We start from the raw sequence: 20,361 nt of genomic DNA on the forward strand, positions 1-20,361 counted from the left end.
GGCGGACTTGGCGGGCTCGGCAGGCTCGGCAGGCTCGGCGGGTATCCGCGCCGGAGCTGCAGTTACGGCAGCGGCACCGGCACCGGTACGCAGGGCAGGATCTTGCCCTTGACCGCGTAGATGGCCATGCTGGCCTTGACCCAAGAGGGTTCGGAAGTTTCCCAGTTCTCAATGGCCACGGAGTCTCCACGGTGGACGGTGACCGACCAGCGCCAGCGCGCCGAATTGCCGGGGAGGGGCCGCGAATCGAAGGCAGATGCCTCGGCGGCAGAGAATCCCTTTCCATTCTCCCTGGCCGTCGCCAAGATCATTTGCCCGCCGAGGCGCTCACCGCGGCGCGACGCGCATTGTTGGTCAACAGGCGGATTCTGGATGTCGACCTCGACGCCGTACGCGTCCAGACGTTCGGCCAGTTCGCGCTGGGCCTCGCGGTCGAGGGTCACGTCGCGAACCGAGAGCGTGACGGTGCCGTCCTTGTTCCGCTCCACCGCGTACGCGGGTGACTCGGCCGGGGAACCTGGTATCAGTGCCAAGGCCAGCCCCGCGACCGCGCAGGTAGCAGCGGCAAGGACGAATCGGCGGCCCGTCAGCGGACGGCTTCGGGCAGGTGGCGCATGCAGTGTGAGCGCCTCGGTCGAGGATGTGCGCCGCTCGATCTCCTCTTGCAGCTCGGCCAACAGCCGGTCCTCGAACGTCATTTGTGTACTCATGCCTCTCCCCCAGCTCCTTCGATGACGACGTACGACAGGGCATCGCGGCGCGAGCTTTCGGCCCCCAACCGCGCCTCCGCCTGCACCCCCGCCCGCGCCTCCGTCTCCGTCTCCCTCTCCCTCTCCGTCTCCGTCTCCGCACGCAGTGCCTTGCGGGCCCGGTGCAGGCGGACCCGTGCCGTGACCTGGCGGATGCCGAGCGCGGCGGCTGCCTCGGTGACCGTGAGTTGATCGACCGCGATGAGTTCGAGGACGGCGCGTTCGCCCTCCGGGAGCCGTTGCATGGCGGCGAGGGCGCGGCGGCCCGGGCTCTCGGCCTCGAGCTTGTCCTCGAGGCGGGCGATGTCGTCGGGCTCCAGCAGCCGGCGTCCGGAGATGCGCAGGTCGCGCTGCGCCTCACGGGCGGCTCGACGCCGCTCGGAGGAGACGACGTTGCGGGCGATGCCGTAGAGCCAGGCCGTCTCGCTGCCCAACCCAGGTCGATAGGTGTGGGCGGAATCCAGTACGGCGACGAAGATCTCGGCGGTGAGATCGGCGACCGTGTGGGGATCCGCGACTCGCCGGGCCACGAAGGAGGTGACCGCGCCCACGTGTCGCCGGTAGAACGCTTCGAACAACCGTGGGTCGCCTGCCGCCGCGGCCGGCCCGCCGCGTATTCGCTCCATCCGGTCCACCTGGTCCGTCCGGTCCATGCATGTCCCCTCTCTGCAGTGACACTTCACCTGTGCTTGGGCGGAGATGTGAAAGGCGTTACATGGGCTGAACTCCGTTCACCCCGGGTCCGTGGGTACGGATGACCCCCGGGCCCCCGCAGGCCCTCCCCGTGCCGAAACAGGAGCTCGACAGGTCTAAACCAATTTTTCGTCGGCCCTTGTCACCGGCCCCTTGGGTCTGATGAGCTGTGGCCTGGGACACAACGGACACACCGACGGCCGCACCACCGGACACACCGGCGAACATGCCGACGGACACCACGGACACACCACCGGACACGGACACCCTTCGAGAGGGAGATGTCGTGAGCAACGAGAGCCTGGCCAACCTGCTCAAGGAAGAGCGCAGGTTCGCGCCGCCCGCCGACCTGGCGGCCGACGCCAACGTCACGGCGGAGGCGTACGAACAGGCCAAGGCTGACAGGCTCGGCTTCTGGGCCGAGCAGGCCCGCCGACTGGCCTGGGCCAAGGAGCCGACCGAGACGCTGGACTGGTCGAACCCGCCGTTCGCGAAGTGGTTCAAGGACGGCGAACTCAACGTCGCCTACAACTGCGTGGACCGGCACGTGGAGGCCGGGCACGGCGACCGGGTCGCCATCCACTTCGAGGGCGAGCCCGGCGACAGCCGCGCCATCACCTATGCCGAGCTCAAGGACGAGGTGTCGAAGGCCGCAGGCGCCCTGCTGGAGCTGGGAGTTCGCAAGGGCGACCGGGTCGCCGTCTATATGCCGATGATCCCCGAGACGGCGGTCGCGATGCTGGCGTGCGCCCGGATCGGCGCCGCGCACTCCGTCGTCTTCGGCGGTTTCTCGGCGGACGCGCTGGCCACCCGTATCCAGGACGCCGACGCGCGGGTCGTCATCACGTCCGACGGCGGCTACCGGCGCGGCAAGCCGTCCGCGCTGAAGCCGGCCGTGGACGACGCGATCGCCAAGGCCGGCAACGTCGAGCATGTGCTCGTCGTGCGGCGCACCGGGCAGGAGGTCGCCTGGGACGACAGCCGGGACGTGTGGTGGCACGAGATCGTCGAGCGGCAGTCGACCGAGCACACGCCCGAGGCGTTCGAGGCCGAGCACCCGCTGTTCATCCTCTACACCTCCGGCACCACGGGTAAGCCCAAGGGCATCCTGCACACCTCCGGCGGCTACCTCACGCAGGCCGCGTACACCCACCACGCGGTCTTCGACCTCAAGCCGGAGACCGACGTCTACTGGTGCACGGCCGACGTCGGCTGGGTCACCGGCCACTCGTACATCGTCTACGGGCCGTTGGCCAACGGTGCGACGCAGGTCATGTACGAGGGCACGCCCGACACCCCGCACCAGGGCCGCTTCTGGGAGATCGTCCAGAAGTACGGGGTGACGATCCTGTACACGGCGCCGACGGCGATCCGTACGTTCATGAAGTGGGGCGACGACATCCCCGCGAAGTTCGATCTCAGCAGCCTCCGGGTGCTGGGGTCCGTGGGCGAGCCGATCAACCCCGAGGCGTGGATCTGGTACCGCAAGCACATCGGCGGCGACCGGACCCCGATCGTCGACACCTGGTGGCAGACCGAGACCGGCGCGATGATGATCTCGCCGCTGCCGGGCGTGACCCAGACCAAGCCCGGTTCCGCGCAGACCCCGCTGCCCGGCATCTCCGCGACCGTCGTCGACGACGAGGCGAACGAGGTGCCGAACGGCGGCGGTGGCTATCTGGTCCTGACCGAGCCGTGGCCGTCCATGCTGCGCACCATCTGGGGCGACGACCAGCGGTTCCTCGACACGTACTGGTCGCGCTTCGAGGGCCGGTACTTCGCCGGCGACGGCGCGAAGAAGGACGACGACGGCGACATCTGGCTGCTCGGCCGCGTCGACGACGTCATGCTCGTGTCGGGCCACAACATCTCCACCACGGAGGTCGAGTCGGCCCTCGTCTCCCACCCGTCCGTCGCCGAGGCGGCCGTCGTGGGTGCGGCGGACGAGACGACCGGGCAGGCCATCGTCGCCTTCGTCATCCTGCGCGGCACGGCGAACGCCGAGGACGAGAACCTCGTCGCCGACCTGCGCAACCACGTGAGCGCGACGCTCGGCCCGATCGCCAAGCCCAAGCGGATCCTGCCGGTGGCCGAGCTGCCGAAGACCCGCTCCGGCAAGATCATGCGCCGCCTGCTGCGGGACGTCGCGGAGAACCGTCAGCTCGGAGACGTCACCACCCTGACCGACTCCACCGTCATGACCCTCATCCAGGCGAAGCTCCCGGCCGCACCCAGCGAGGACTGAGCAGGACAGACCGAACGGACCGGACAGGGCACCCGGCGCGCATCACATCACGCGCGCCGGGTGCCCTTTTCGCACATATCGTGGGCATCGCCGGATTCCTCCCCTCGCGCCTTCCCCCACGCCCTCCCCCGTCACCTTAGGTAAACTAAACAAAGGTGCGCCGGGAAGTCTGGTCGGCATGTGCTGCGTCCTGCCCACCGACCGGAGGTCCACCCCGTGACCGCGCCCCGCACCACCCGCCCCCGCAAGGTCTTCGGACGGCTGTCCCTCCCCGAGCGGAACTTCGTCGCGGACGCGCTGCGCACCGAGACCGTCGGCGGTGTGCTGCTGCTCGTCGCCGCCGTGGCCGCGCTGATCTGGGCGAACGTACCTACGCTGCACGACAGCTACGAGAGCGTCAGCCACTTCCACCTCGGTCCCGACGCCCTCGGACTGCACCTGTCGCTCGCGCACTGGGCGGCGGACGGCCTGCTCGCGGTCTTCTTCTTCGTCGCCGGCATCGAACTCAAGCGCGAACTGGTCGCCGGTGACCTCAAGGACCCCAGGGCCGCCGCGCTGCCCGTGGTGGCCGCGATCTGCGGGATGACCGTGCCGGCGCTCGTCTACACGCTCACCAACCTCACCGGCGGCGGCTCCCTGGGCGGTTGGGCCGTGCCCACGGCCACCGACATCGCCTTCGCGCTGGCCGTGCTCGCCGTCATCGGCACCTCCCTGCCGAGCGCGCTGCGCGCCTTCCTGCTCACGCTCGCCGTCGTCGACGACCTGTTCGCGATCCTGATCATCGCGGTGTTCTTCACGAACACCATCGACTTCGCGGCGCTGGGCGGCGCGGTCCTCGGACTCGTCGTCTTCTGGCTGCTGCTGCGCAAGGGCGTCCGCGGCTGGTACGTGTACGTGCCGCTCGCGCTCGTCGTGTGGGTGCTGATGTACAACAGCGGCGTCCACGCCACGATCGCCGGCGTCGCGATGGGCCTGATGCTGCGCTGCACGACGCGCGACGACGAGGAGCACTCGCCCGGGGAGCGCATCGAGCACCTCGTGCGCCCCCTGTCCGCGGGGCTCGCGGTCCCGCTGTTCGCCCTGTTCAGCGCCGGTGTGACGATCTCGGGGGGCACCCTCGGGGAGGTGTTCACCCGGCCGGAGACCCTGGGCGTCGTCCTCGGTCTCGTCGTCGGCAAGACGATCGGCATCTTCGGCGGCACCTGGCTGACCGTCCGCTTCACCCGGGCCTCGCTCAGCGACGACCTCGCCTGGGCGGACATCTTCGCCGTCGCGTCCCTCGCCGGCATCGGCTTCACCGTGTCGCTGCTGATCGGTGAGCTCGCCTTCGAGGGCGACCCGGCCCTGACCGACGAGGTCAAGGCGGCCGTCCTACTGGGCTCGCTCATCGCGGCGACCCTCGCGACCGTCCTGCTCAAACTGCGCAACGCCCGGTACCGCCGAATGTGGGACGCCGAGGAGCGCGACGACGACCTCGACGGCATCCCCGACGTCTACGAGCAGGACGACCCCGCATACCACCTGCGCATGGCGGACATCTACGACAACAAGGCGGCCGAACACCGCCGTCGAGCCGCCGAGATCGCCGAGCGCGCCACTCGGCAGGACACTCGACGGTAGGCCGACGCGCGCCACGGGCTTGCCGAAGTGGCGGACGGGGCAGGCGAGGAGGCCGACCGTCCGGCATGATCTGACGGGACGGTACAAAAGAACCCAAGCAGCACAGCAGCCAGAACCGCACGGCAGCAGCACACAACAGCAAGACGTAGCAACAAGACGCAGCAGCAACAAGAGGGAGAACGCGATGAGCGCACCCGACGGCAGCCCGGTCGGCGCCGAACGCAGCATCGGCCAGCTGTTCGCCTCGGCGACGACCGAATTGTCGGCGCTGGTGCACGACGAGATCGCACTGGCGAAGGCCCAGCTGAAGCAGGACGTCAAGCGCGGCGCACTGAGCGGCGGGGCGTTCACGGTGGCCGGCGCGGTCCTGGTGTTCTCCCTGCCGATGCTCAACTTCGCGCTGGCGTACGGCATCCGGACCTGGAGCGACTGGAACCTCGCGATCTGCTTCCTGCTGTCGTTCGCGGCGAACGTGCTCATCGCGCTCGTCCTCGTGCTGATCGGCGTGTTCTTCGCGAAGAAGGCGCAGAAGAGCAAGGGCCCGCAGAAGGTCGCGGCGTCCGTGAAGGAGACGGCGGGGGTCCTGCAGAAGGCCAAGCCGCACCCGCGGCCCGAGCTCCCACAGGACCGGGTCCCGGAGGCCATCGAGGCTGTGGCACGCTCGTCGTCATGACGGACCCCGCGATCCCTCCGGCCCAGCCCGCTTCGGTCGTACGGCCGGACGCCGTCTGCGGCGTCAAGGTCACCCACCGCGAGGTCGCCGCGAACGGCGCGCGTTTCCACATCGCGGAGCTGGGCGACGGCCCGCTCGTCATGCTCGTCCACGGGTTCCCGCAGTTCTGGTGGACCTGGCGCCACCAGCTGGTGGCCCTGGCCGACGCGGGCTTCCGGGCCGTCGCGATGGACCTGCGGGGCGTGGGCGGCAGCGACCGTACGCCGCGCGGCTACGACCCGGCCAACCTCGCCCTCGACATCACCGGTGTGATCCGCTCCCTCGGCGAGCCGGACGCCGCGCTGGTCGGCCATGACCTGGGCGGCTATCTGGCGTGGACGGCGGCCGTGATGCGCCCCAAGCTGGTCCGCAGGCTCGCCGTGTCGTCGATGCCGCATCCCCGGCGCTGGCGCTCGGCGATGCTCGCCGACGTCCGGCAGACGACCGCGAGCTCCCACATCTGGGGGTTCCAGCGGCCATGGATCCCCGAACGGCAGCTCACCGCCGACGACGGCGAGCTGGTGGGCCGGCTGATCCGGGAGTGGTCCGGCCCGCGGCCGCCGGAGGACGACGCCGTGGAGACGTACCGGCGGGCGATGTCCATCCCCTCCACCGCGCACTGCGCCGTCGAGCCCTACCGGTGGCTGGTGCGGTCGTTGGCCCGTCCGGACGGCATCCAGTTCTACCGCCGGATGAAGCGACCCGTGCGGGTGCCCACGCTGCATCTGCACGGCTCCCTCGATCCGGTGTTGCGCACCCGCAGCGCGGCCGGCTCCGGCGAGTACGTCGAAGCGCCGTACCGCTGGCGTCTGTTCGACGGACTCGGCCACTTCCCGCACGAGGAGGATCCGGGAGCGTTCTCCACCGAGCTCGTCAATTGGCTGAAGGATCCCGAACCCGATCGGTGACCGCGTCATCCCGCCCGGTATCCGGTCCTGAACACCTGTACTACGAACAGCCAAATGCCCGCCGCATAGGCCAATTGGCGGCCCCGAGGGCGGTTATCGACCTTGGGGCAGGGGCAGACGTCGGGGTATGGGCTGGACGCACGACTACAGTGACGCAGCACGCAACCGCCGCTCGGCCAGTGGCCTGAGCCCCCACCGACGAGGTGGCGACCCGCAACTGGCGGGCTCCGACCTCCGAGTGGGCATTCCGCGCATCCTGCGCCGCCGAGCCCGCTGGGTCTCGGTCCGTCTGCGTCACCCTCGAGGCTGACGACCTGACGAGCTGACGAGCTGACCGCTCCGGTCCCGGCGACTCCCGGCTACAGGGCGCAGCTGTCGCTGTCCACCTGCTGGCCCGCGGTCCGCCCGGCGGCGATGTCCTGCTTGATCTCGTCCGCGGTGAGGGCGTAGCCGGTGTTGGAGTCGTCGAGGGACTTCGCGAAGACCACGCCGTACACCTTGCCGTCGGAGGTGAGCAGCGGGCCTCCGGAGTTGCCCTGACGGACGGTCGCGTACAGCGAGTACACATCACGGCGCACGGTGCCGCGGTGGTAGATGTCCGGGCCGTTGGCCGTGATGCGACCGCGCACGCGCGCGGCACGGACGTCGTAAGCCCCGTTCTCCGGGAAGCCGGCCACGATCGCGTCGTCGCCGCTCGCCGCGACGTCGGTGGTGAACTGCAGCACGGGCGCGTCGAGATCCGGCACGTCCAGGACGGCGATGTCGCGCCGCCAGTCGTACAGGACGACCGTGGCGTCGTACTTGCGGCCCTCGCCGCCTATCTGGACGGTGGGCTCGTCGACGCCGCCCACGACGTGCGCGTTGGTCATCACACGGCGCTCGCCGAAGACGAAGCCGGTGCCCTCCAGGACCTTGCCGCAGCTCTCCGCGGTCCCCATGACCTTGACGATGGAGCGCTGCGCGCGCGTGGCCACCGCGCTGTTCGCGAGGGCCGGGTCGGGCGGCTGGACGTCGGTGATCGGCTCGTTGGCGAAGGGGCTGAAGACCTGCGGGAAGCCGTTCTGCGCGAGGACGGAGGAGAAGTCCGCGAACCAGGTGTCGGCCTGGTCGGGCAGCGCCTCGGACACCCCGTGCAGCACCTTGGAGCTACGGACCTCCTTGCCCAGCGTGGGCAGGGTGGTGCCGGCCAGGGCGGACCCGATCAGCCACGCGACCAGCAGCATCGCCACGACGTTGACCAGCGCGCCGCCCGTCGCGTCCAGCGCGCGGGCCGGGGACCAGGTGATGTACCGGCGCAGCTTGTTGCCGAGGTGGGTGGTGAGAGCCTGGCCGACCGAGGCGCAGACGATCACGACGATCACCGCGACGACGGCGGCCGTGGTGCTCACCTCGGAGTTGTCGGTCAGCGCGTCCCAGATCACGGGCAGCAGGTAGACGGCGACGAGACCGCCGCCCAGGAAGCCGATCACCGACAGGATGCCGACGACGAAGCCCTGGCGGTAGCCCACGACCGCGAACCAGACGGCCGCGACCAGCAACAGGATGTCCAGCACATTCACGAGCGACACCCTGTCATGACCGCCAGTCGAGCGGGACCTGCTTCTCACGGTCCCAGGGGTGCTCCCAGCCCGCGAAGTGCAGCAGGCGGTCGATCACTCCGGCCGTGAAACCCCATACGAGGGCCGATTCGACCAGAAATGCCGGTCCGCGATGGCCGCTGGGGTGCACGGTCGTGGCCCGGTTGTCGGGGTCCGTGAGATCCACCACGGGGACCGTGAACACGCGGGCCGTCTCACCGGGGTCGACGACTCCCACCGGGCTCGGCTCGCGCCACCAGCCCAGGACGGGGGTGACGACGAAGCCGCTGACCGGGATGTACAGCTTGGGCAGCACCCCGAAGAGCTGGACGCCGGACGGATCGAGCCCGGTCTCCTCCTCGGCCTCGCGCAGGGCCGCCCGCAGCGGCCCGTCACCGTGCGGGTCGCCGTCCGCCGGGTCGAGGGCGCCGCCCGGGAAGGAGGGCTGCCCTGCGTGGGAGCGCAGGGAGCTGGCGCGCTCCATGAGCAGCAGCTCGGGGCCGCGCTCGCCCTCGCCGAACAGGATCAGTACGGCGGACTGGCGCCCCGCGCCGTTCTCCGGGGGCAGGAAGCGGCTGAGCTGGAGCGGCTTGACCGTGTCCACGGCGTGCACCACCGGGTCCAGCCAGCCGGGCAGGCCCTCTTTGCTGAGCGTCACCGGACCGCCCTGCGTATTGCTCGCGCGTGTCATCGCCACACCACCCCCCGTTCTGCCGATTCCAACGCCCGAACACCACCTGATCGTTCCGCGAGCCGCTCCATCGGGGCCCTCGCCGACCGCCCCGCGCAGACCCCGGCCGTCGTCACCCGTTCCGTCATCCGGCTTTCTGTCATCCGGCCCCCAGCGGCGGGGCCGGCCTGCCGCCGGCGTCCAGGTAGGACTGGGGCGGGTTCAGGCGCTGGCCGGGGAAGCCGCCCTTCTCGTACTTGAGCAGCTTCTTCGCCTTCTCCGGGTCCGTCTCGCCCTCGCCGTAGGCCGGGCAGAGCGGGGCGATGGGGCAGGCGCCGCAGGCCGGCTTGCGCGCATGACAGATGCGACGGCCGTGGAAGATCACGTGGTGCGAGAGCATGGTCCACTCGCTCTTGGGGAAGAGCGCGCCGACGGCGGCCTCGATCTTGTCGGGCTCGGTCGCGTCCGTCCACTTCCAGCGCCGCACGAGCCGCTGGAAGTGCGTGTCCACGGTGATCCCGGGCCGGCCGAACGCGTTCCCCAACACCACGAAGGCGGTCTTTCGGCCGACGCCGGGCAGCTTCACCAGATCCTCCAGCCGACCGGGGACCTCACCGCCGAACTCCTCCACCAGAGCCTTGGAGAGCCCTATCACCGACTTGGTCTTGGCGCGGAAGAAGCCGGTGGGGCGGAGGATCTCCTCGACCTGCTCCGGGTCGGCGGCGGCCAGGTCCTCGGGGGTGGGGTACTTGGCGAACAGGCCGGGGGTCGTCTGGTTCACCCGGAGATCGGTGGTCTGGGCGGACAGGACCGTGGCGACGACCAGCTGGAAGGGGTTCTCGAAGTCCAGCTCGGGGTGCGCGTAGGGGTAGATCTCGGCGAGTTCGCGGTTGATCCGGCGAGCACGGCGGACCAGCGCGGTGTGCGACTCGGGCTTCTTCGCAGCGACCTTCGTACCGACGGTCTTCTTGGCGACGGACTTCGCGCCGACGGACTTCGCACCGGCTGCCTTCGTGCCGACCGCCTTCTCGGCGGCAGCCTTCTCGGCGACGCCCTTCTTGGCCGCAGCCTTCTTGACGACGGTCTTATCGGCGACGCCCTTATCGGTATCGGCCGCTTTCTTCGCAGGCATCTCGTTCGTCACCTTTGCCGTTTTCCTACCATCGCCGGAGCCCTGTTCGCCCACAGCGGAAACGCGACGTACAACCACCCGTCCAGCCCCCTCGGCCTGTGCTCTCACCGGCGATTTGGACACCCGGCCAGCCTAAAGCCCGGCACCGACATCCGCCCCGGACCCTGAAGATCAGCCCCCAATTGGACCCCTGCCGCTTACCTCGGGACATGTGTGCGGCATCCTTGTGACAGATCACACTGTTTGGACCGTCCGGCAAGATGGGGAACACGGTCCCCTGGTAAGCAGGGGAGCAAGATCCCTTGAGCAGGTCGAATAGGAGAGAACTCGTGGACGACGTCCTGCGGCGCAACCCGCTCTTCGCGGCACTCGACGACGAGCAGGCCGCAGAACTGCGCGCCTCCATGAGCGAGGTGACCCTGGCCCGTGGCGACTCCCTGTTCCACGAGGGCGACCCGGGCGACCGGCTCTACGTCGTCACCGAGGGCAAGGTCAAGCTCCACCGCACCTCCCCGGACGGCCGGGAGAACATGCTGGCCGTGGTGGGCCCCAGCGAGCTCATCGGGGAGCTGTCGCTCTTCGACCCGGGCCCGCGTACCGCGACGGCCACCGCGCTCACCGAGGTCAAGCTCCTCGGCCTCGGCCACGGCGACCTCCAGCCCTGGCTGAACGCCCGCCCCGAGGTCGCCACCGCCCTGCTGCGCGCCGTCGCCCGCCGCCTGCGCAAGACCAACGACGCCATGTCCGACCTCGTCTTCTCGGACGTCCCGGGCCGCGTGGCCCGCGCCCTGCTGGACCTCTCGCGCCGCTTCGGCGTGCAGTCCGAAGAGGGCATCCACGTCGTCCACGACCTGACGCAGGAGGAGCTGGCCCAGCTCGTCGGCGCGTCGCGCGAGACCGTGAACAAGGCGCTGGCGGACTTCGCCCAGCGCGGGTGGCTCCGCCTGGAGGCACGCGCGGTCATCCTGCTGGACGTGGAGCGGCTGGCCAAGCGGTCGCGGTAACCGTCGCGCAAGAGGTGAAGTCGGTCGGTGTGAGCAAGGGTCTCGATCCCCAGGGTCACATCGCTCGCGAAGGCTCCCTCGCGCGCGTGCCGCACGCCTACCGTCCCGTCGTCGCCGCCGCCCGGGACCGGCTGTCGGCCGTCTTCGGGACGCGGCTGCACAGCGCCTACCTCTACGGGTCGATTCCGCGCGGCACCGCGCGCGTGGGCCGCAGCGATCTGGACCTGCTCGCCGTGCTGCACGAAGAGCCGACCGACACCGACCGGGCCGACGCCCGTGCGCTCGACGAGGCCCTCGACAGGGAGTTCCCGCAGATCGACGGCGGCGGGACGCTGCTCGTCGGCCACGCGTGCGTGCTGAGCGATCTGGAGCGGCACGACCTGGGATGGTTCGTGGCGTGCCTGTGCACACCGCTGCTCGGCGAGGATCTCGCCGAGTTCCTCCCCCGGTACCGTCCCGATTCGCTCCTCGCGCGCGAGACCAACGGCGATCTGGCCCTCGTCCTGCCGCGCTGGCGCGACCGCATCGCCTCGGCGGACGACTCCGAGGAGGCCCTGCGGCCTCTCGTCCGGTTCATGTCCCGGCGCCTCGTGCGCACCGCGTTCACGCTCGTCATGCCCCGCTGGAACGGCTGGACGAGCGACCTGCACGAGATGGCGGAGGCCTTCGGCGGGTACTACCCGCAGCGGGCGGAGCAGCTACGGGCGGCGGCCGTCCTCGGGTACGCGCCCAGGGGCGACCACGCCGTCCTCACGTCCTACGTGGACGACCTCGGCCCCTGGCTCGCGCAGGAGTACACGCGCGTGCACGGTGTGAAGGCTCCGAGGCCCGATCAGCCCTAGCGGCCTAGAAGGCTGGAGCCCTAGAGGCCACGGAACCCGCCGAGCCCGCCTGGCCCGCCGGACATGTCCTGGATGAGCCCGTGGTCCGTCAGGTACTCCAGTTGCGCCCTGACCGACAGCTCCGCCGCCGGCCACAGGGAGCGGTCGACGTCGGCGTACACGTGCGCGACGACCTCGGCGGGGGTGCGGTAGCCGTCCTCGACGGCCGTCTCGACCTGGGCGAGCCGGTGGGCGCGGTGGGCGAGGTAGAACTCGACGGCGCCCTGGGCGTCCTCCAGGACCGGTCCATGGCCCGGCAGGACGGTGTGGACGCCGTCATCGACCGTGAGGGACCTCAGCCGCCGCAGGGAGTCCAGGTAGTCGCCCAGCCGGCCGTCGGGGTGGGCGACGACGGTCGTGCCACGGCCGAGGATCGTGTCGCCGGTCAGGACCGCCCGGTCGGCCGGAAGGTGGAAGCAGAGCGAGTCGGCGGTGTGGCCGGGCGTCGGCACGACCCGCAGCTCCAGACCGCCGACCGTGATCACGTCCCCGGCGCCCAGGCCCTCGTCGCCCAGCCGCAGCGCCGGGTCCAGGGCCCGCACCTTCGTCCCGGTCAGCCCGGCGAAGCGGACGGCGCCCTCGGCGTGGTCGGGGTGGCCGTGCGTCAGCAGGGTCAGGGCGACGCGCTTGCCGGCCTGCTCGGCGGCGCCGACGACCGCGCGCAGATGAGCGTCGTCCAGCGGGCCCGGGTCGATCACGACGGCGAGGTCGGAGTCGGGCTCGGCGACGATCCAGGTGTTCGTGCCGTCCAGGGTCATCGCGGAGGCGTTCGGCGCGAGGACGTTGACCGCGCGCGGGGTGGCGGGCCCCGAGAGGACTCCGCCTCGAGGCTGGCCGGGGAGGGCGGCTGCGTCGGTCATGCGGGTCCCCCGGGGGTCGTCTCGATCGCCTCGACCGTCCCGACCGGCTCGGTGGTCCCGATCGGGATGTGCTTGGTGAACTCGTCGTGCCCCGGCCAGGACAGCACGACCTCGCCCTCCTCCAGCCGGGCCTCCGCCAGGACGGGGGTCAGATCGAGGCCGGGGGCCGCGGCGAGCGCGTCCGCGGCCGTGGCGTACGGGGCGAGCCCGCGCAGGGTCGCGATGGTCGGCGGCATCATCAGCAGCTCGCCCTTGTCGTACGAGGCGGCCGCGTCCGACGGACGGATCCACACCGTGCGGTCGGCCTCCGTGGAGGCGTTGCGGGTGCGCTGGCCTTCGGGGAGCGCGGCCACGAAGAACCAGGTGTCGTAGCGGCGCGGCTCGAACTCCGGGGTGATCCAGCGCGTCCAGGCGCCGAGCAGATCGGAGCGCAGGACCAGGCCGCGACGGTCGAGGAACTCGGCGAAGGACAGGTCCCGGGCGGCCACCGCGGCCCGGTCGGCCTCCCAGTCGGCGCCCGTGGTGTCGCCGACGACCGAGTCGGGGGTCGGCCCCGCGAGCAGGACGCCGGCCTCCTCGTAGGTCTCGCGCACGGCCGCGCAGACGATGGCCTGGGCGGCCGTCTCGTCGACGCCGAGCCGCTCGGCCCACCACGCGCGCGTGGGGCCCGCCCAGCGGACGTGACGGTCGTCGTCGCGTGGGTCGACGCCGCCGCCCGGATACGCGTACGCGCCTCCGGCGAAGGCCATGGAGGCGCGTCTGCGCAGCATGTGGACGACGGGGCCGCTGTCGGTGTCCTTCAGGAGCATGACGGTGGCCGCGCGCTTCGGGGTGACCGGGACGAGCGTGCCGTCCGCCAGCGCGCGGATGCGTTCCGGCCAGTCCCGGGGAAACCACTGCCCATTAGCCATGGGCGCGAGGCTATCCCCTGGTGCGCGAATGTTCGAGAGGTCCCCGAGGTCAGAGCGCGCCCAGGGGCTCCACGGCCGTGCTCCTACGGGAGGAGTTCCACCTGGATCTCGACCTCCACGGGCGCGTCCAGCGGCAGCACCGCGACGCCCACCGCGCTGCGCGCGTGCACGCCCTTGTCGCCGAGGACCTCGCCCAGCAGCTCGCTCGCGCCGTTCAGCACGCCCGGCTGGCCGGTGAAGTCCGTGGCCGACGCCACGAAGCCGACGACCTTCACCACGCGCGCGATGCGGTCCAGATCGCCCGCGACCGACTTGACGGCGGCCAGGGCGTTCAGGGCGCAGGTGCGGGCCAGCTCCTTGGCCTCCTCGGCGGTGACCTCGGCGCCGACCTTGCCGGTGACCGGCAGTTTCCCGTCCACCATGGGCAGCTGGCCGGCCGTGTACACGTACGGGCCGGACTGCACGGCGGGCTGGTAGGCGGCCAGCGGCGGCACGACCGCCGGGAGGGTCAGCCCCAGCTCGGCGAGCCTCGCCTCGACCGCACTCACGCCTTGGCCCGCTTCAGGTAGGCGACGAGCTGCTCCGGGTTGTTCGGCCCGGGCACGACCTGGACGAGCTCCCAGCCGTCCTCGCCCCAGGTGTCCAGAATCTGCTTCGTGGCGTGGACGAGCAGCGGCACGGTTGCGTATTCCCACTTGGTCATGGCCCGACTGTATCCGCTGTCGCCCGAGGGCCCGTTCCACAGGCCATGTGGCCGATTGCCGCCCCCGTTGTCCACAGCCTCCCGATTGCCTCGGGCGTCGACTGGTTACGCTCGAAGACGTGAGCAGGCTCCAGGTCGTCAGCGGAAAGGGCGGGACCGGAAAGACGACGGTCGCCGCGGCACTCGCGCTTGCCCTCGCCACGGCGGGGAAGCGAACGCTTCTCGTCGAGGTGGAGGGCCGGCAGGGCATCGCACAGCTCTTCGAGACGGAGGCGTTGCCCTATGAGGAACGCAAGATCGCCGTCGCCTCGGGGGGCGGTGAGGTGTACGCGCTGGCCATCGACCCCGAACTGGCCCTTCTGGACTACCTCCAGATGTTCTACAAGCTGGGAAGCGCCGGCCGGGCCCTGAAGAAGCTCGGCGCCATCGACTTCGCCACCACCGTCGCGCCCGGCCTGAGGGACGTGCTCCTCACCGGCAAGGCGTGCGAGGCGGTACGGCGCAAGGACAGGAACGGGCGGTTCGTGTACGACTACGTCGTCATGGACGCCCCGCCCACGGGCCGTGTCACCCGCTTCCTGAACGTCAACGACGAGGTCGCCGGGCTGGCCAGGATCGGCCCGATACACAATCAGGCACAGGCCGTGATGCGGGTGCTCAAGTCGGCGGAGACGGCCGTGCACATGGTGGCGCTGCTGGAGGAGATGCCCGTCCAGGAGACCGCCGACGGCATCGCGGAGTTGCGGGCGGCGAAACTGCCGGTGGGGCGGATCATCGTCAACATGGTGCGGCCCGAGGTGCTGGACGAGGACGGGCTGGAACTCGCACGGACCGTGACGCGTTCTTCTGTCGCCCGGTCGTTGTCCGCGGCCGGGCTCGGCGGGGCGCGGCGCGGCGGGCGCGCCGAGCGGCTGGTGGATCCGCTCCTTCGGCAGGCCGAGGAGTACGGCGAGCGGTATGCGCTGGAGCACGAGCAGCGCGCGGTCCTGGGCGATCTGGACCTGCCGTTGCACGAACTTCCGTTGCTCGCCGAGGGCATGGACCTCGCGGGCCTGTACCAGCTCGCCACCGAACTGCGGAAGCAGGGGATCGCATGAGTCCGGACCAGGCTCACCACCAGGGAAGCACCCGTCGTCGGCTCTCCCCCGCGCCCGTGCTCGACCTCGATCCGCTGCTCGACGACCCGGCGACCCGCATCGTGGTCTGCTGCGGCTCGGGCGGCGTCGGCAAGACGACCACGGCGGCGGCGCTGGGCCTCAGGGCGGCCGAGCGCGGCCGCAAGGTGGTGGTCCTCACCATCGACCCGGCCCGTCGGCTCGCGCAGTCCATGGGCATCGACTCGTTGGACAACACCCCGCGTCGCGTCAAGGGCGTCGAGGGGTCCGGCGAGTTGCACGCGATGATGCTCGACATGAAGCGCACCTTCGACGAGATCGTCGAGGCGCACGCGGACGGCGAGCGGGCGGCCGCAATCCTGGGCAACCCCTTCTACCAGTCGCTCTCGGCGGGCTTCGCGGGCACGCAGGAGTACATGGCGATGGAGAAGCTCGGCCAGCTACGCGCGCGTGAGGAGTGGGATCTGATCGTCGTCGACACCCCGCCGTCGCGTTCGGCGCTGGACTTCCTGGACGCTCCGAAGCGGCTCGGGTCGTTCCTGGACGGCAAGCTGATCCGCGTCCTGCTCGCGCCGGCCAAGGTCGGCGGACGGGCGGGGATGAAGTTCCTGAACGTCGGGATGTCGATGATGACGGGGGCGCTCGGCAAGCTGCTCGGCGGCCAGCTGCTGAAGGACGTGCAGACGTTCGTGGCGGCGATGGACTCCATGTTCGGCGGCTTTCGCACGCGCGCGGACGCCACGTACAAGCTGCTCCAGGCGCCCGGCACGGCGTTCCTGGTGGTGGCGGCTCCCGAGCGGGACGCGCTGCGGGAGGCCGCGTACTTCGTGGAGCGGCTGGCCGCCGAGGACATGCCGCTGGCCGGTCTGGTGCTCAACCGCGTCCATGGCAGCGGCGCCGCCCACCTGTCCGCCGAGCGGGCGCTCGCCGCTGCGGAAAATCTTGAAGAGCCCGGCATTGTGGATCAGGACGGCGGGAAAGCTGGACTTCGTAACTCTCCCGACTCGTACGACAGTTCAGAACCTCCCGCACCCGATCCGGAAGGATCAGATCCGAAAGCGTCAGACCCTGAGGCACCGGCCCCGGTGGCACTCGATCCGGCTCACGACGCCCCCGACGACGCGGACCGGACCGTGGACGACCTCACCGCAGGCCTGTTGAGACTGCATGCGGAACGTATGCACCTGCTCTCTCGCGAGCAGCGCACACGTGACCGCTTCACCGCGCTCCACCCCGAGGTGGCGGTGGCCGAAGTGGCCGCGCTGCCCGGCGATGTGCATGACCTCACGGGGCTGCGGGACATCGGGAACCGGCTCGCGGCCAACCGGCCGGAGCTGCCCGAAGTTGCCGACGTCGCAGTTGCCGAAGCTTCCGACACCTGACCTCGGAGCCGAGGTCTCCTCGGCTCACGCCTCTTGGCTCAGGTCGAGCTCACGTCAGCTCACCGCCGCGTAGTTCTCGTACATCTGGTCGTCGTCGAGCGGCAGGATGCCCGCCCCACGCTCGTACTCCGAACGCGCCGTCTCCAGGAGCCGGCGCCAGGAGGTCACCGTCGGCCGCCTGCGCAGCAGTGCGCGGCGCTCGCGCTCCGTCATGCCTCCCCACACGCCGAACTCGACGCGGTTGTCGAGCGCGTCGGCCAGGCATTCAGTGCGTACCGGACATCCGGTGCACACCGCCTTGGCCCTGTTCTGCGCTGCTCCCTGAACGAACAGTTCATCCGGATCGGTAGTGCGGCAGGCAGCCTGCGCACTCCAGTCGGTTACCCAGCCCATACCGGCGCCGTCCTCTCCCGAATCGAGGCTCCCCCACGGCGGCAGCGGCATATTCACCGCCGCCAGTTGAGGACGTTACGGAAGGTGGGCACAGCGCAACACCCCCTTCGGGCCCAATCTTGAATGGCCCGAACGGACTATGCGTAAGCGGCAGATCACCCGGGGGAGTGAGCCCGCGACATACGTGACTTTCCCGGTAAACGGGACAGTTCAGTTGAGTCACAACGGACGCCGAGTGACACACAAGGCGGATTCGGACACGCATCCACCAAAAAAGTTGGGGAACGACCGGAACGATTCGGGGTCGCCGGACGTATTGATACGTAGCCCTGCTGCTGTGACAGTTGAGAGCAGCTTAGGCCAAGGCATTGACGTGTGTCCGGCGAATCAGAACGTAGGCTGCCCCCATGCCAAAAAAGCGCTCGGGCGGTGGTCTGTCGCCAACGCAGCAGGCCGCCAAGTTCCTCGGTGTCAGTGTGCTCGCAGGAGCGGTGCTGGCCGGTATCGCCCTGCCCGCCTTCGGCGCGCTGGGCCTGGCCGCCAAGGGGTCGGTGGAGTCGTTCGACGAACTCCCGGCCAACCTCAAGACGCCGCCGCTGAGCCAGCGCACCACGATCCTCGACTCCAAGGGCGGCCAGATCGCCACGGTCTACTCCCGTGACCGCACGGTGGTCGACCTCAAGAACATCTCGCCTTACATGCAGAAGGCGATCGTCGCGATCGAGGACTCGCGCTTCTACGAGCACGGCGCGGTGGACCTGAAGGGCATCCTGCGCGCGCTCAACAAGAACGTGCAGAGCAGCGGGGTCGCCCAGGGCGCCTCGACGCTCACCCAGCAGTACGTGAAGAACGTCTTCGTGGAAGAGGCCGGCGACGACCCGACGAAGGTCCAGCAGGCCACCCAGCAGACCATCGGCCGCAAGATCAAGGAGCTGAAGTACGCGATCCAGGTGGAGGAGGAACTCGGCAAGAAGAAGATCCTCGAGAACTACCTGAACATCACGTTCTTCGGCGAGCAGGCCTACGGCGTCGAGGCGGCCGCCCAGCGGTACTTCTCCACGCACGCCAAGGACCTCACCCTCCCCCAGGCCGCGCTGCTGGCCGGCATCGTCCAGTCGCCCAGCCGCTACGACCCCATCAACGACGAGGCCGAGGCCACCAAGCGCCGTAACACCGTGCTGCAGCGCATGGCCGAGGTCGGCGACATCACCGAGACCGAGGCCGCCACGGCGCAGAAGGCCCCGCTGGGCCTGAAGGTCAAGCAGCCGAAGAACGGCTGCATCACCGCCGTCCAGGGCGCCAGCTTCTTCTGCAAGTACGTGGAGCGCGTCTTCCTCAGCGACCCGGTCTTCGGCAAGACCAAGGAGGAGCGGGCGAAGGTCTGGAACCAGGGCGGTCTGACGATCCGGACGACGCTCGAGCCGCAGTCCCAGAAGTCCGTCCAGGACTCGCTCAAGGATCACGTCTACCAGTCGGACAAGGTCGCCGCGGCCGCCACGCTCGTCGAGCCCGGCACCGGCAAGATCCTCGGCATGGGCCAGTCGAAGCCGTACGGCTACGGCAAGAACGAGACCGAGTACAACTACTCGGTCAACTCCTCCATGGGCGGCTCGAACTACGGCTTCCCGACCGGTTCGACCTTCAAGCCCTTCGTGGCCGCGGCCGCGCTGGAGGAGGGCCGCCCGGCGAACCAGTCCTACCCGGCGCCGTACGAGATGTCGTACCCGGCCACGGTCCAGACGTGCAGCAGCAAGCCGTGGACCAACGAGGGCAACGACACGCTGGAGAACGAGAGCGCGTCCGAGAAGGGCCCGTACCAGCTGAAGAAGGCCATGGAGCTTTCGGTCAACACCTACTTCGTGCAGATGCTCGCCGACATCGGCATGTGCCCCGTGGTGAAGATGACCGACAAGCTGGGCGTCGTCCAGGGCAACGGCGACAAGGTGCCCGTGGTGCCCTCGTCGATGACCCTCGGCTCCACCGGCCTCTCCCCTCTGACGATGGCCAGCGCCTACGCGGCCTTCGCCAGCCGGGGCATGTACTGCACCCCGGTCGCCATCGAGTCGATCACCCAGACCGTGGGCGGCACGAAGAAGTCGCTGGAGGTGCCGAAGTCGACCTGCTCGCGCGCCATGAGCGAGAAGACCGCGGACACCATCAACACGCTGCTGAGCGGCGTCGTCGACTCCGGTACGGGCCAGCAGGCCGGTCTGTCCGGCGGCCGCGACAACGCCGGTAAGACGGGTACGACGGACTCCCGCAAGAACGCCTGGTTCGTCGGCTACACCCCGAACCTCTCGGGCGCCGTCTGGGTCGGCAGCGCCACCCAGAAGGTCGAGATGAACAACATCACGATCGGCGGCGTCTACCACTCCCAGGTCTACGGCGGCGACACCCCCGGCCCGATCTGGCGGGACGCCATGACCGGCGCGCTGGAGGGCAAGGAAAGCCCGTCCTTCAACCTCGTCCACATCCCGAACCCGCCCGCCGCCAAGGACCCCGACGACGGCAACAGCGACGACGAGGACGACGACGGGGACAACGACGACGGCTTCCTCAGCGGCCTGCTCACCAACGGCGGGACGACCGGCGACACGTCGTCGACCGGCGGCAACGACGGTGGCACCTTCTTCCAGGGCCAGACCAACGGAAACGGCAACGGCGGCGGACGCGGCTGAGTAGCGCCGCCTCCGAGTCCGGCCACGACCGAGCACGACGAACGGCCTCTGCCTCTCACACAGAGAGGCAGAGGCCGTTCGTCGTACTGGTGGCACTGGTGGCACTCGTCGTGCGGGGGGGGGGACCG

The 20,361-nt window shown here is 70.0% G+C and carries 19 protein-coding genes and 1 pseudogene; 10 read left to right on the forward strand and 10 right to left on the reverse strand.

Annotated features, from left to right (window positions below):
• Positions 1 to 62: 62 nt before the first annotated feature.
• Together ACWD4O_RS25785 and ACWD4O_RS25790 are read right to left on the reverse strand one after the other, a co-directional pair.
• Complete coding sequence (locus tag ACWD4O_RS25785; protein ID WP_451283228.1) at positions 63 to 698, reverse strand: hypothetical protein; 636 nt, start codon at positions 696 to 698, stop codon at positions 63 to 65.
• Positions 699 to 706: 8 nt separating this feature from the next.
• Positions 707 to 1,375 (reverse strand): RNA polymerase sigma factor, encoded by a 669-nt coding sequence (locus ACWD4O_RS25790; RefSeq protein ID WP_451283280.1) that lies wholly within the window; start codon positions 1,373 to 1,375, stop codon positions 707 to 709.
• A gap of 353 nt (positions 1,376 to 1,728) precedes the next feature.
• Between ACWD4O_RS25790 and acs the strand changes: the two genes are divergently transcribed.
• From acs to ACWD4O_RS25815, 5 genes and pseudogenes are all read left to right on the forward strand, one after another.
• On the forward strand, positions 1,729 to 3,687 hold the full coding sequence (gene acs, locus ACWD4O_RS25795) for an acetate--CoA ligase (protein WP_451283230.1): 1,959 nt from the start codon (positions 1,729 to 1,731) through the stop codon (positions 3,685 to 3,687).
• A 216-nt stretch (positions 3,688 to 3,903) separates the two neighbouring features.
• Positions 3,904 to 5,376: pseudogene (gene nhaA / locus ACWD4O_RS25800) on the forward strand (Na+/H+ antiporter NhaA).
• A 115-nt stretch (positions 5,377 to 5,491) separates the two neighbouring features.
• A complete protein-coding gene (locus tag ACWD4O_RS25805) occupies positions 5,492 to 5,980 on the forward strand; it encodes a phage holin family protein (RefSeq protein WP_351910431.1) in 489 nt (162 codons plus the stop codon).
• On the forward strand, positions 5,977 to 6,927 hold the full coding sequence (locus ACWD4O_RS25810; RefSeq protein ID WP_451283233.1) for an alpha/beta fold hydrolase: 951 nt from the start codon (positions 5,977 to 5,979) through the stop codon (positions 6,925 to 6,927). The genes ACWD4O_RS25805 and ACWD4O_RS25810 overlap by 4 nt, the downstream gene beginning before the upstream one ends.
• A 127-nt stretch (positions 6,928 to 7,054) precedes the next feature.
• A complete protein-coding gene (locus tag ACWD4O_RS25815) occupies positions 7,055 to 7,237 on the forward strand; it encodes a hypothetical protein (RefSeq protein WP_351910427.1) in 183 nt (60 codons plus the stop codon).
• A gap of 49 nt (positions 7,238 to 7,286) precedes the next feature.
• Here the strand turns inward: ACWD4O_RS25815 and ACWD4O_RS25820 are convergent, their stop codons facing one another.
• The 3 genes from ACWD4O_RS25820 to nth form a co-directional block, all read right to left on the reverse strand.
• On the reverse strand, positions 7,287 to 8,486 hold the full coding sequence (locus ACWD4O_RS25820; RefSeq protein WP_451283235.1) for a MarP family serine protease: 1,200 nt from the start codon (positions 8,484 to 8,486) through the stop codon (positions 7,287 to 7,289).
• A 13-nt stretch (positions 8,487 to 8,499) separates the two neighbouring features.
• Complete coding sequence (locus tag ACWD4O_RS25825; protein ID WP_451283237.1) at positions 8,500 to 9,195, reverse strand: NUDIX hydrolase; 696 nt, start codon at positions 9,193 to 9,195, stop codon at positions 8,500 to 8,502.
• Between the two features lie 139 nt (positions 9,196 to 9,334).
• On the reverse strand, positions 9,335 to 10,306 hold the full coding sequence (gene nth, locus ACWD4O_RS25830) for an endonuclease III (RefSeq protein WP_451283239.1): 972 nt from the start codon (positions 10,304 to 10,306) through the stop codon (positions 9,335 to 9,337).
• A 329-nt stretch (positions 10,307 to 10,635) separates the two neighbouring features.
• Between nth and ACWD4O_RS25835 the strand changes: the two genes are divergently transcribed.
• Together ACWD4O_RS25835 and ACWD4O_RS25840 are read left to right on the forward strand one after the other, a co-directional pair.
• A complete protein-coding gene (locus tag ACWD4O_RS25835; protein ID WP_020129286.1) occupies positions 10,636 to 11,310 on the forward strand; it encodes a Crp/Fnr family transcriptional regulator in 675 nt (224 codons plus the stop codon).
• Positions 11,311 to 11,339: 29 nt separating this feature from the next.
• Positions 11,340 to 12,152 (forward strand): nucleotidyltransferase domain-containing protein, encoded by an 813-nt coding sequence (locus ACWD4O_RS25840; protein WP_451283241.1) that lies wholly within the window; start codon positions 11,340 to 11,342, stop codon positions 12,150 to 12,152.
• 20 nt (positions 12,153 to 12,172) lie between these two features.
• On the opposite strand, the gene ACWD4O_RS25845 is transcribed toward ACWD4O_RS25840, so the two are convergent.
• The 4 genes from ACWD4O_RS25845 to ACWD4O_RS25860 form a co-directional block, all read right to left on the reverse strand.
• Entirely contained in the window at positions 12,173 to 13,051 is an 879-nt protein-coding gene (locus ACWD4O_RS25845; protein WP_451283243.1) for an MBL fold metallo-hydrolase, read from the reverse strand.
• Positions 13,048 to 13,962 carry an NUDIX hydrolase gene (locus ACWD4O_RS25850; protein WP_451283245.1) on the reverse strand — a complete coding sequence of 305 codons (915 nt, stop codon included), beginning with the start codon at positions 13,960 to 13,962 and terminating at the stop codon, positions 13,048 to 13,050. Before ACWD4O_RS25850 ends, ACWD4O_RS25845 begins: the two co-directional genes overlap by 4 nt.
• Before the next feature lie 83 nt (positions 13,963 to 14,045).
• The gene (locus ACWD4O_RS25855) at positions 14,046 to 14,510 is read right to left on the reverse strand and encodes a RidA family protein (RefSeq protein ID WP_351910413.1); all 465 of its coding nucleotides are present in this window, start codon (positions 14,508 to 14,510) and stop codon (positions 14,046 to 14,048) included.
• Complete coding sequence (locus ACWD4O_RS25860) at positions 14,507 to 14,665, reverse strand: DUF4177 domain-containing protein (protein ID WP_020129281.1); 159 nt, start codon at positions 14,663 to 14,665, stop codon at positions 14,507 to 14,509. Before ACWD4O_RS25860 ends, ACWD4O_RS25855 begins: the two co-directional genes overlap by 4 nt.
• A 119-nt stretch (positions 14,666 to 14,784) precedes the next feature.
• Here ACWD4O_RS25860 and ACWD4O_RS25865 point away from each other — a divergent pair, with 119 nt between their 5' ends.
• Positions 14,785 to 15,762: an ArsA-related P-loop ATPase gene (locus ACWD4O_RS25865; protein ID WP_451283248.1), complete on the forward strand. Its 978-nt coding sequence runs from the start codon at positions 14,785 to 14,787 to the stop codon at positions 15,760 to 15,762.
• On the forward strand, positions 15,759 to 17,162 hold the full coding sequence (locus ACWD4O_RS25870) for an ArsA family ATPase (RefSeq protein ID WP_451283249.1): 1,404 nt from the start codon (positions 15,759 to 15,761) through the stop codon (positions 17,160 to 17,162). The genes ACWD4O_RS25865 and ACWD4O_RS25870 overlap by 4 nt, the downstream gene beginning before the upstream one ends.
• A 54-nt stretch (positions 17,163 to 17,216) precedes the next feature.
• On the opposite strand, the gene wblA is transcribed toward ACWD4O_RS25870, so the two are convergent.
• Positions 17,217 to 17,555: a transcriptional regulator WblA gene (gene wblA / locus ACWD4O_RS25875; RefSeq protein WP_189927108.1), complete on the reverse strand. Its 339-nt coding sequence runs from the start codon at positions 17,553 to 17,555 to the stop codon at positions 17,217 to 17,219.
• A 407-nt stretch (positions 17,556 to 17,962) separates the two neighbouring features.
• Between wblA and ACWD4O_RS25880 the strand changes: the two genes are divergently transcribed.
• Positions 17,963 to 20,233 carry a transglycosylase domain-containing protein gene (locus tag ACWD4O_RS25880; protein WP_451283251.1) on the forward strand — a complete coding sequence of 757 codons (2,271 nt, stop codon included), beginning with the start codon at positions 17,963 to 17,965 and terminating at the stop codon, positions 20,231 to 20,233.
• Positions 20,234 to 20,361: the final 128 nt, after the last annotated feature.

The organism is Streptomyces sp. NPDC002623 (genome assembly GCF_053592635.1).

Coding starts and splice junctions, on each gene's coding strand:
- ACWD4O_RS25825 (WP_451283237.1), bottom strand. CDS start 9,195: ATGACACGCGCGAGCAATACGCAGGGCGGTCCGGTGACGCTCAGCAAA.
- ACWD4O_RS25860 (WP_020129281.1), bottom strand. CDS start 14,665: ATGACCAAGTGGGAATACGCAACCGTGCCGCTGCTCGTCCACGCCACG.
- wblA (WP_189927108.1), bottom strand. CDS start 17,555: ATGGGCTGGGTAACCGACTGGAGTGCGCAGGCTGCCTGCCGCACTACC.
- ACWD4O_RS25870 (WP_451283249.1), top strand. CDS start 15,759: ATGAGTCCGGACCAGGCTCACCACCAGGGAAGCACCCGTCGTCGGCTC.
- ACWD4O_RS25845 (WP_451283243.1), bottom strand. CDS start 13,051: ATGACCGACGCAGCCGCCCTCCCCGGCCAGCCTCGAGGCGGAGTCCTC.
- ACWD4O_RS25880 (WP_451283251.1), top strand. CDS start 17,963: ATGCCAAAAAAGCGCTCGGGCGGTGGTCTGTCGCCAACGCAGCAGGCC.
- nth (WP_451283239.1), bottom strand. CDS start 10,306: ATGCCTGCGAAGAAAGCGGCCGATACCGATAAGGGCGTCGCCGATAAG.
- ACWD4O_RS25850 (WP_451283245.1), bottom strand. CDS start 13,962: ATGGCTAATGGGCAGTGGTTTCCCCGGGACTGGCCGGAACGCATCCGC.
- ACWD4O_RS25805 (WP_351910431.1), top strand. CDS start 5,492: ATGAGCGCACCCGACGGCAGCCCGGTCGGCGCCGAACGCAGCATCGGC.
- ACWD4O_RS25810 (WP_451283233.1), top strand. CDS start 5,977: ATGACGGACCCCGCGATCCCTCCGGCCCAGCCCGCTTCGGTCGTACGG.
- ACWD4O_RS25815 (WP_351910427.1), top strand. CDS start 7,055: ATGGGCTGGACGCACGACTACAGTGACGCAGCACGCAACCGCCGCTCG.
- ACWD4O_RS25785 (WP_451283228.1), bottom strand. CDS start 698: ATGACGTTCGAGGACCGGCTGTTGGCCGAGCTGCAAGAGGAGATCGAG.
- ACWD4O_RS25790 (WP_451283280.1), bottom strand. CDS start 1,375: ATGGAGCGAATACGCGGCGGGCCGGCCGCGGCGGCAGGCGACCCACGG.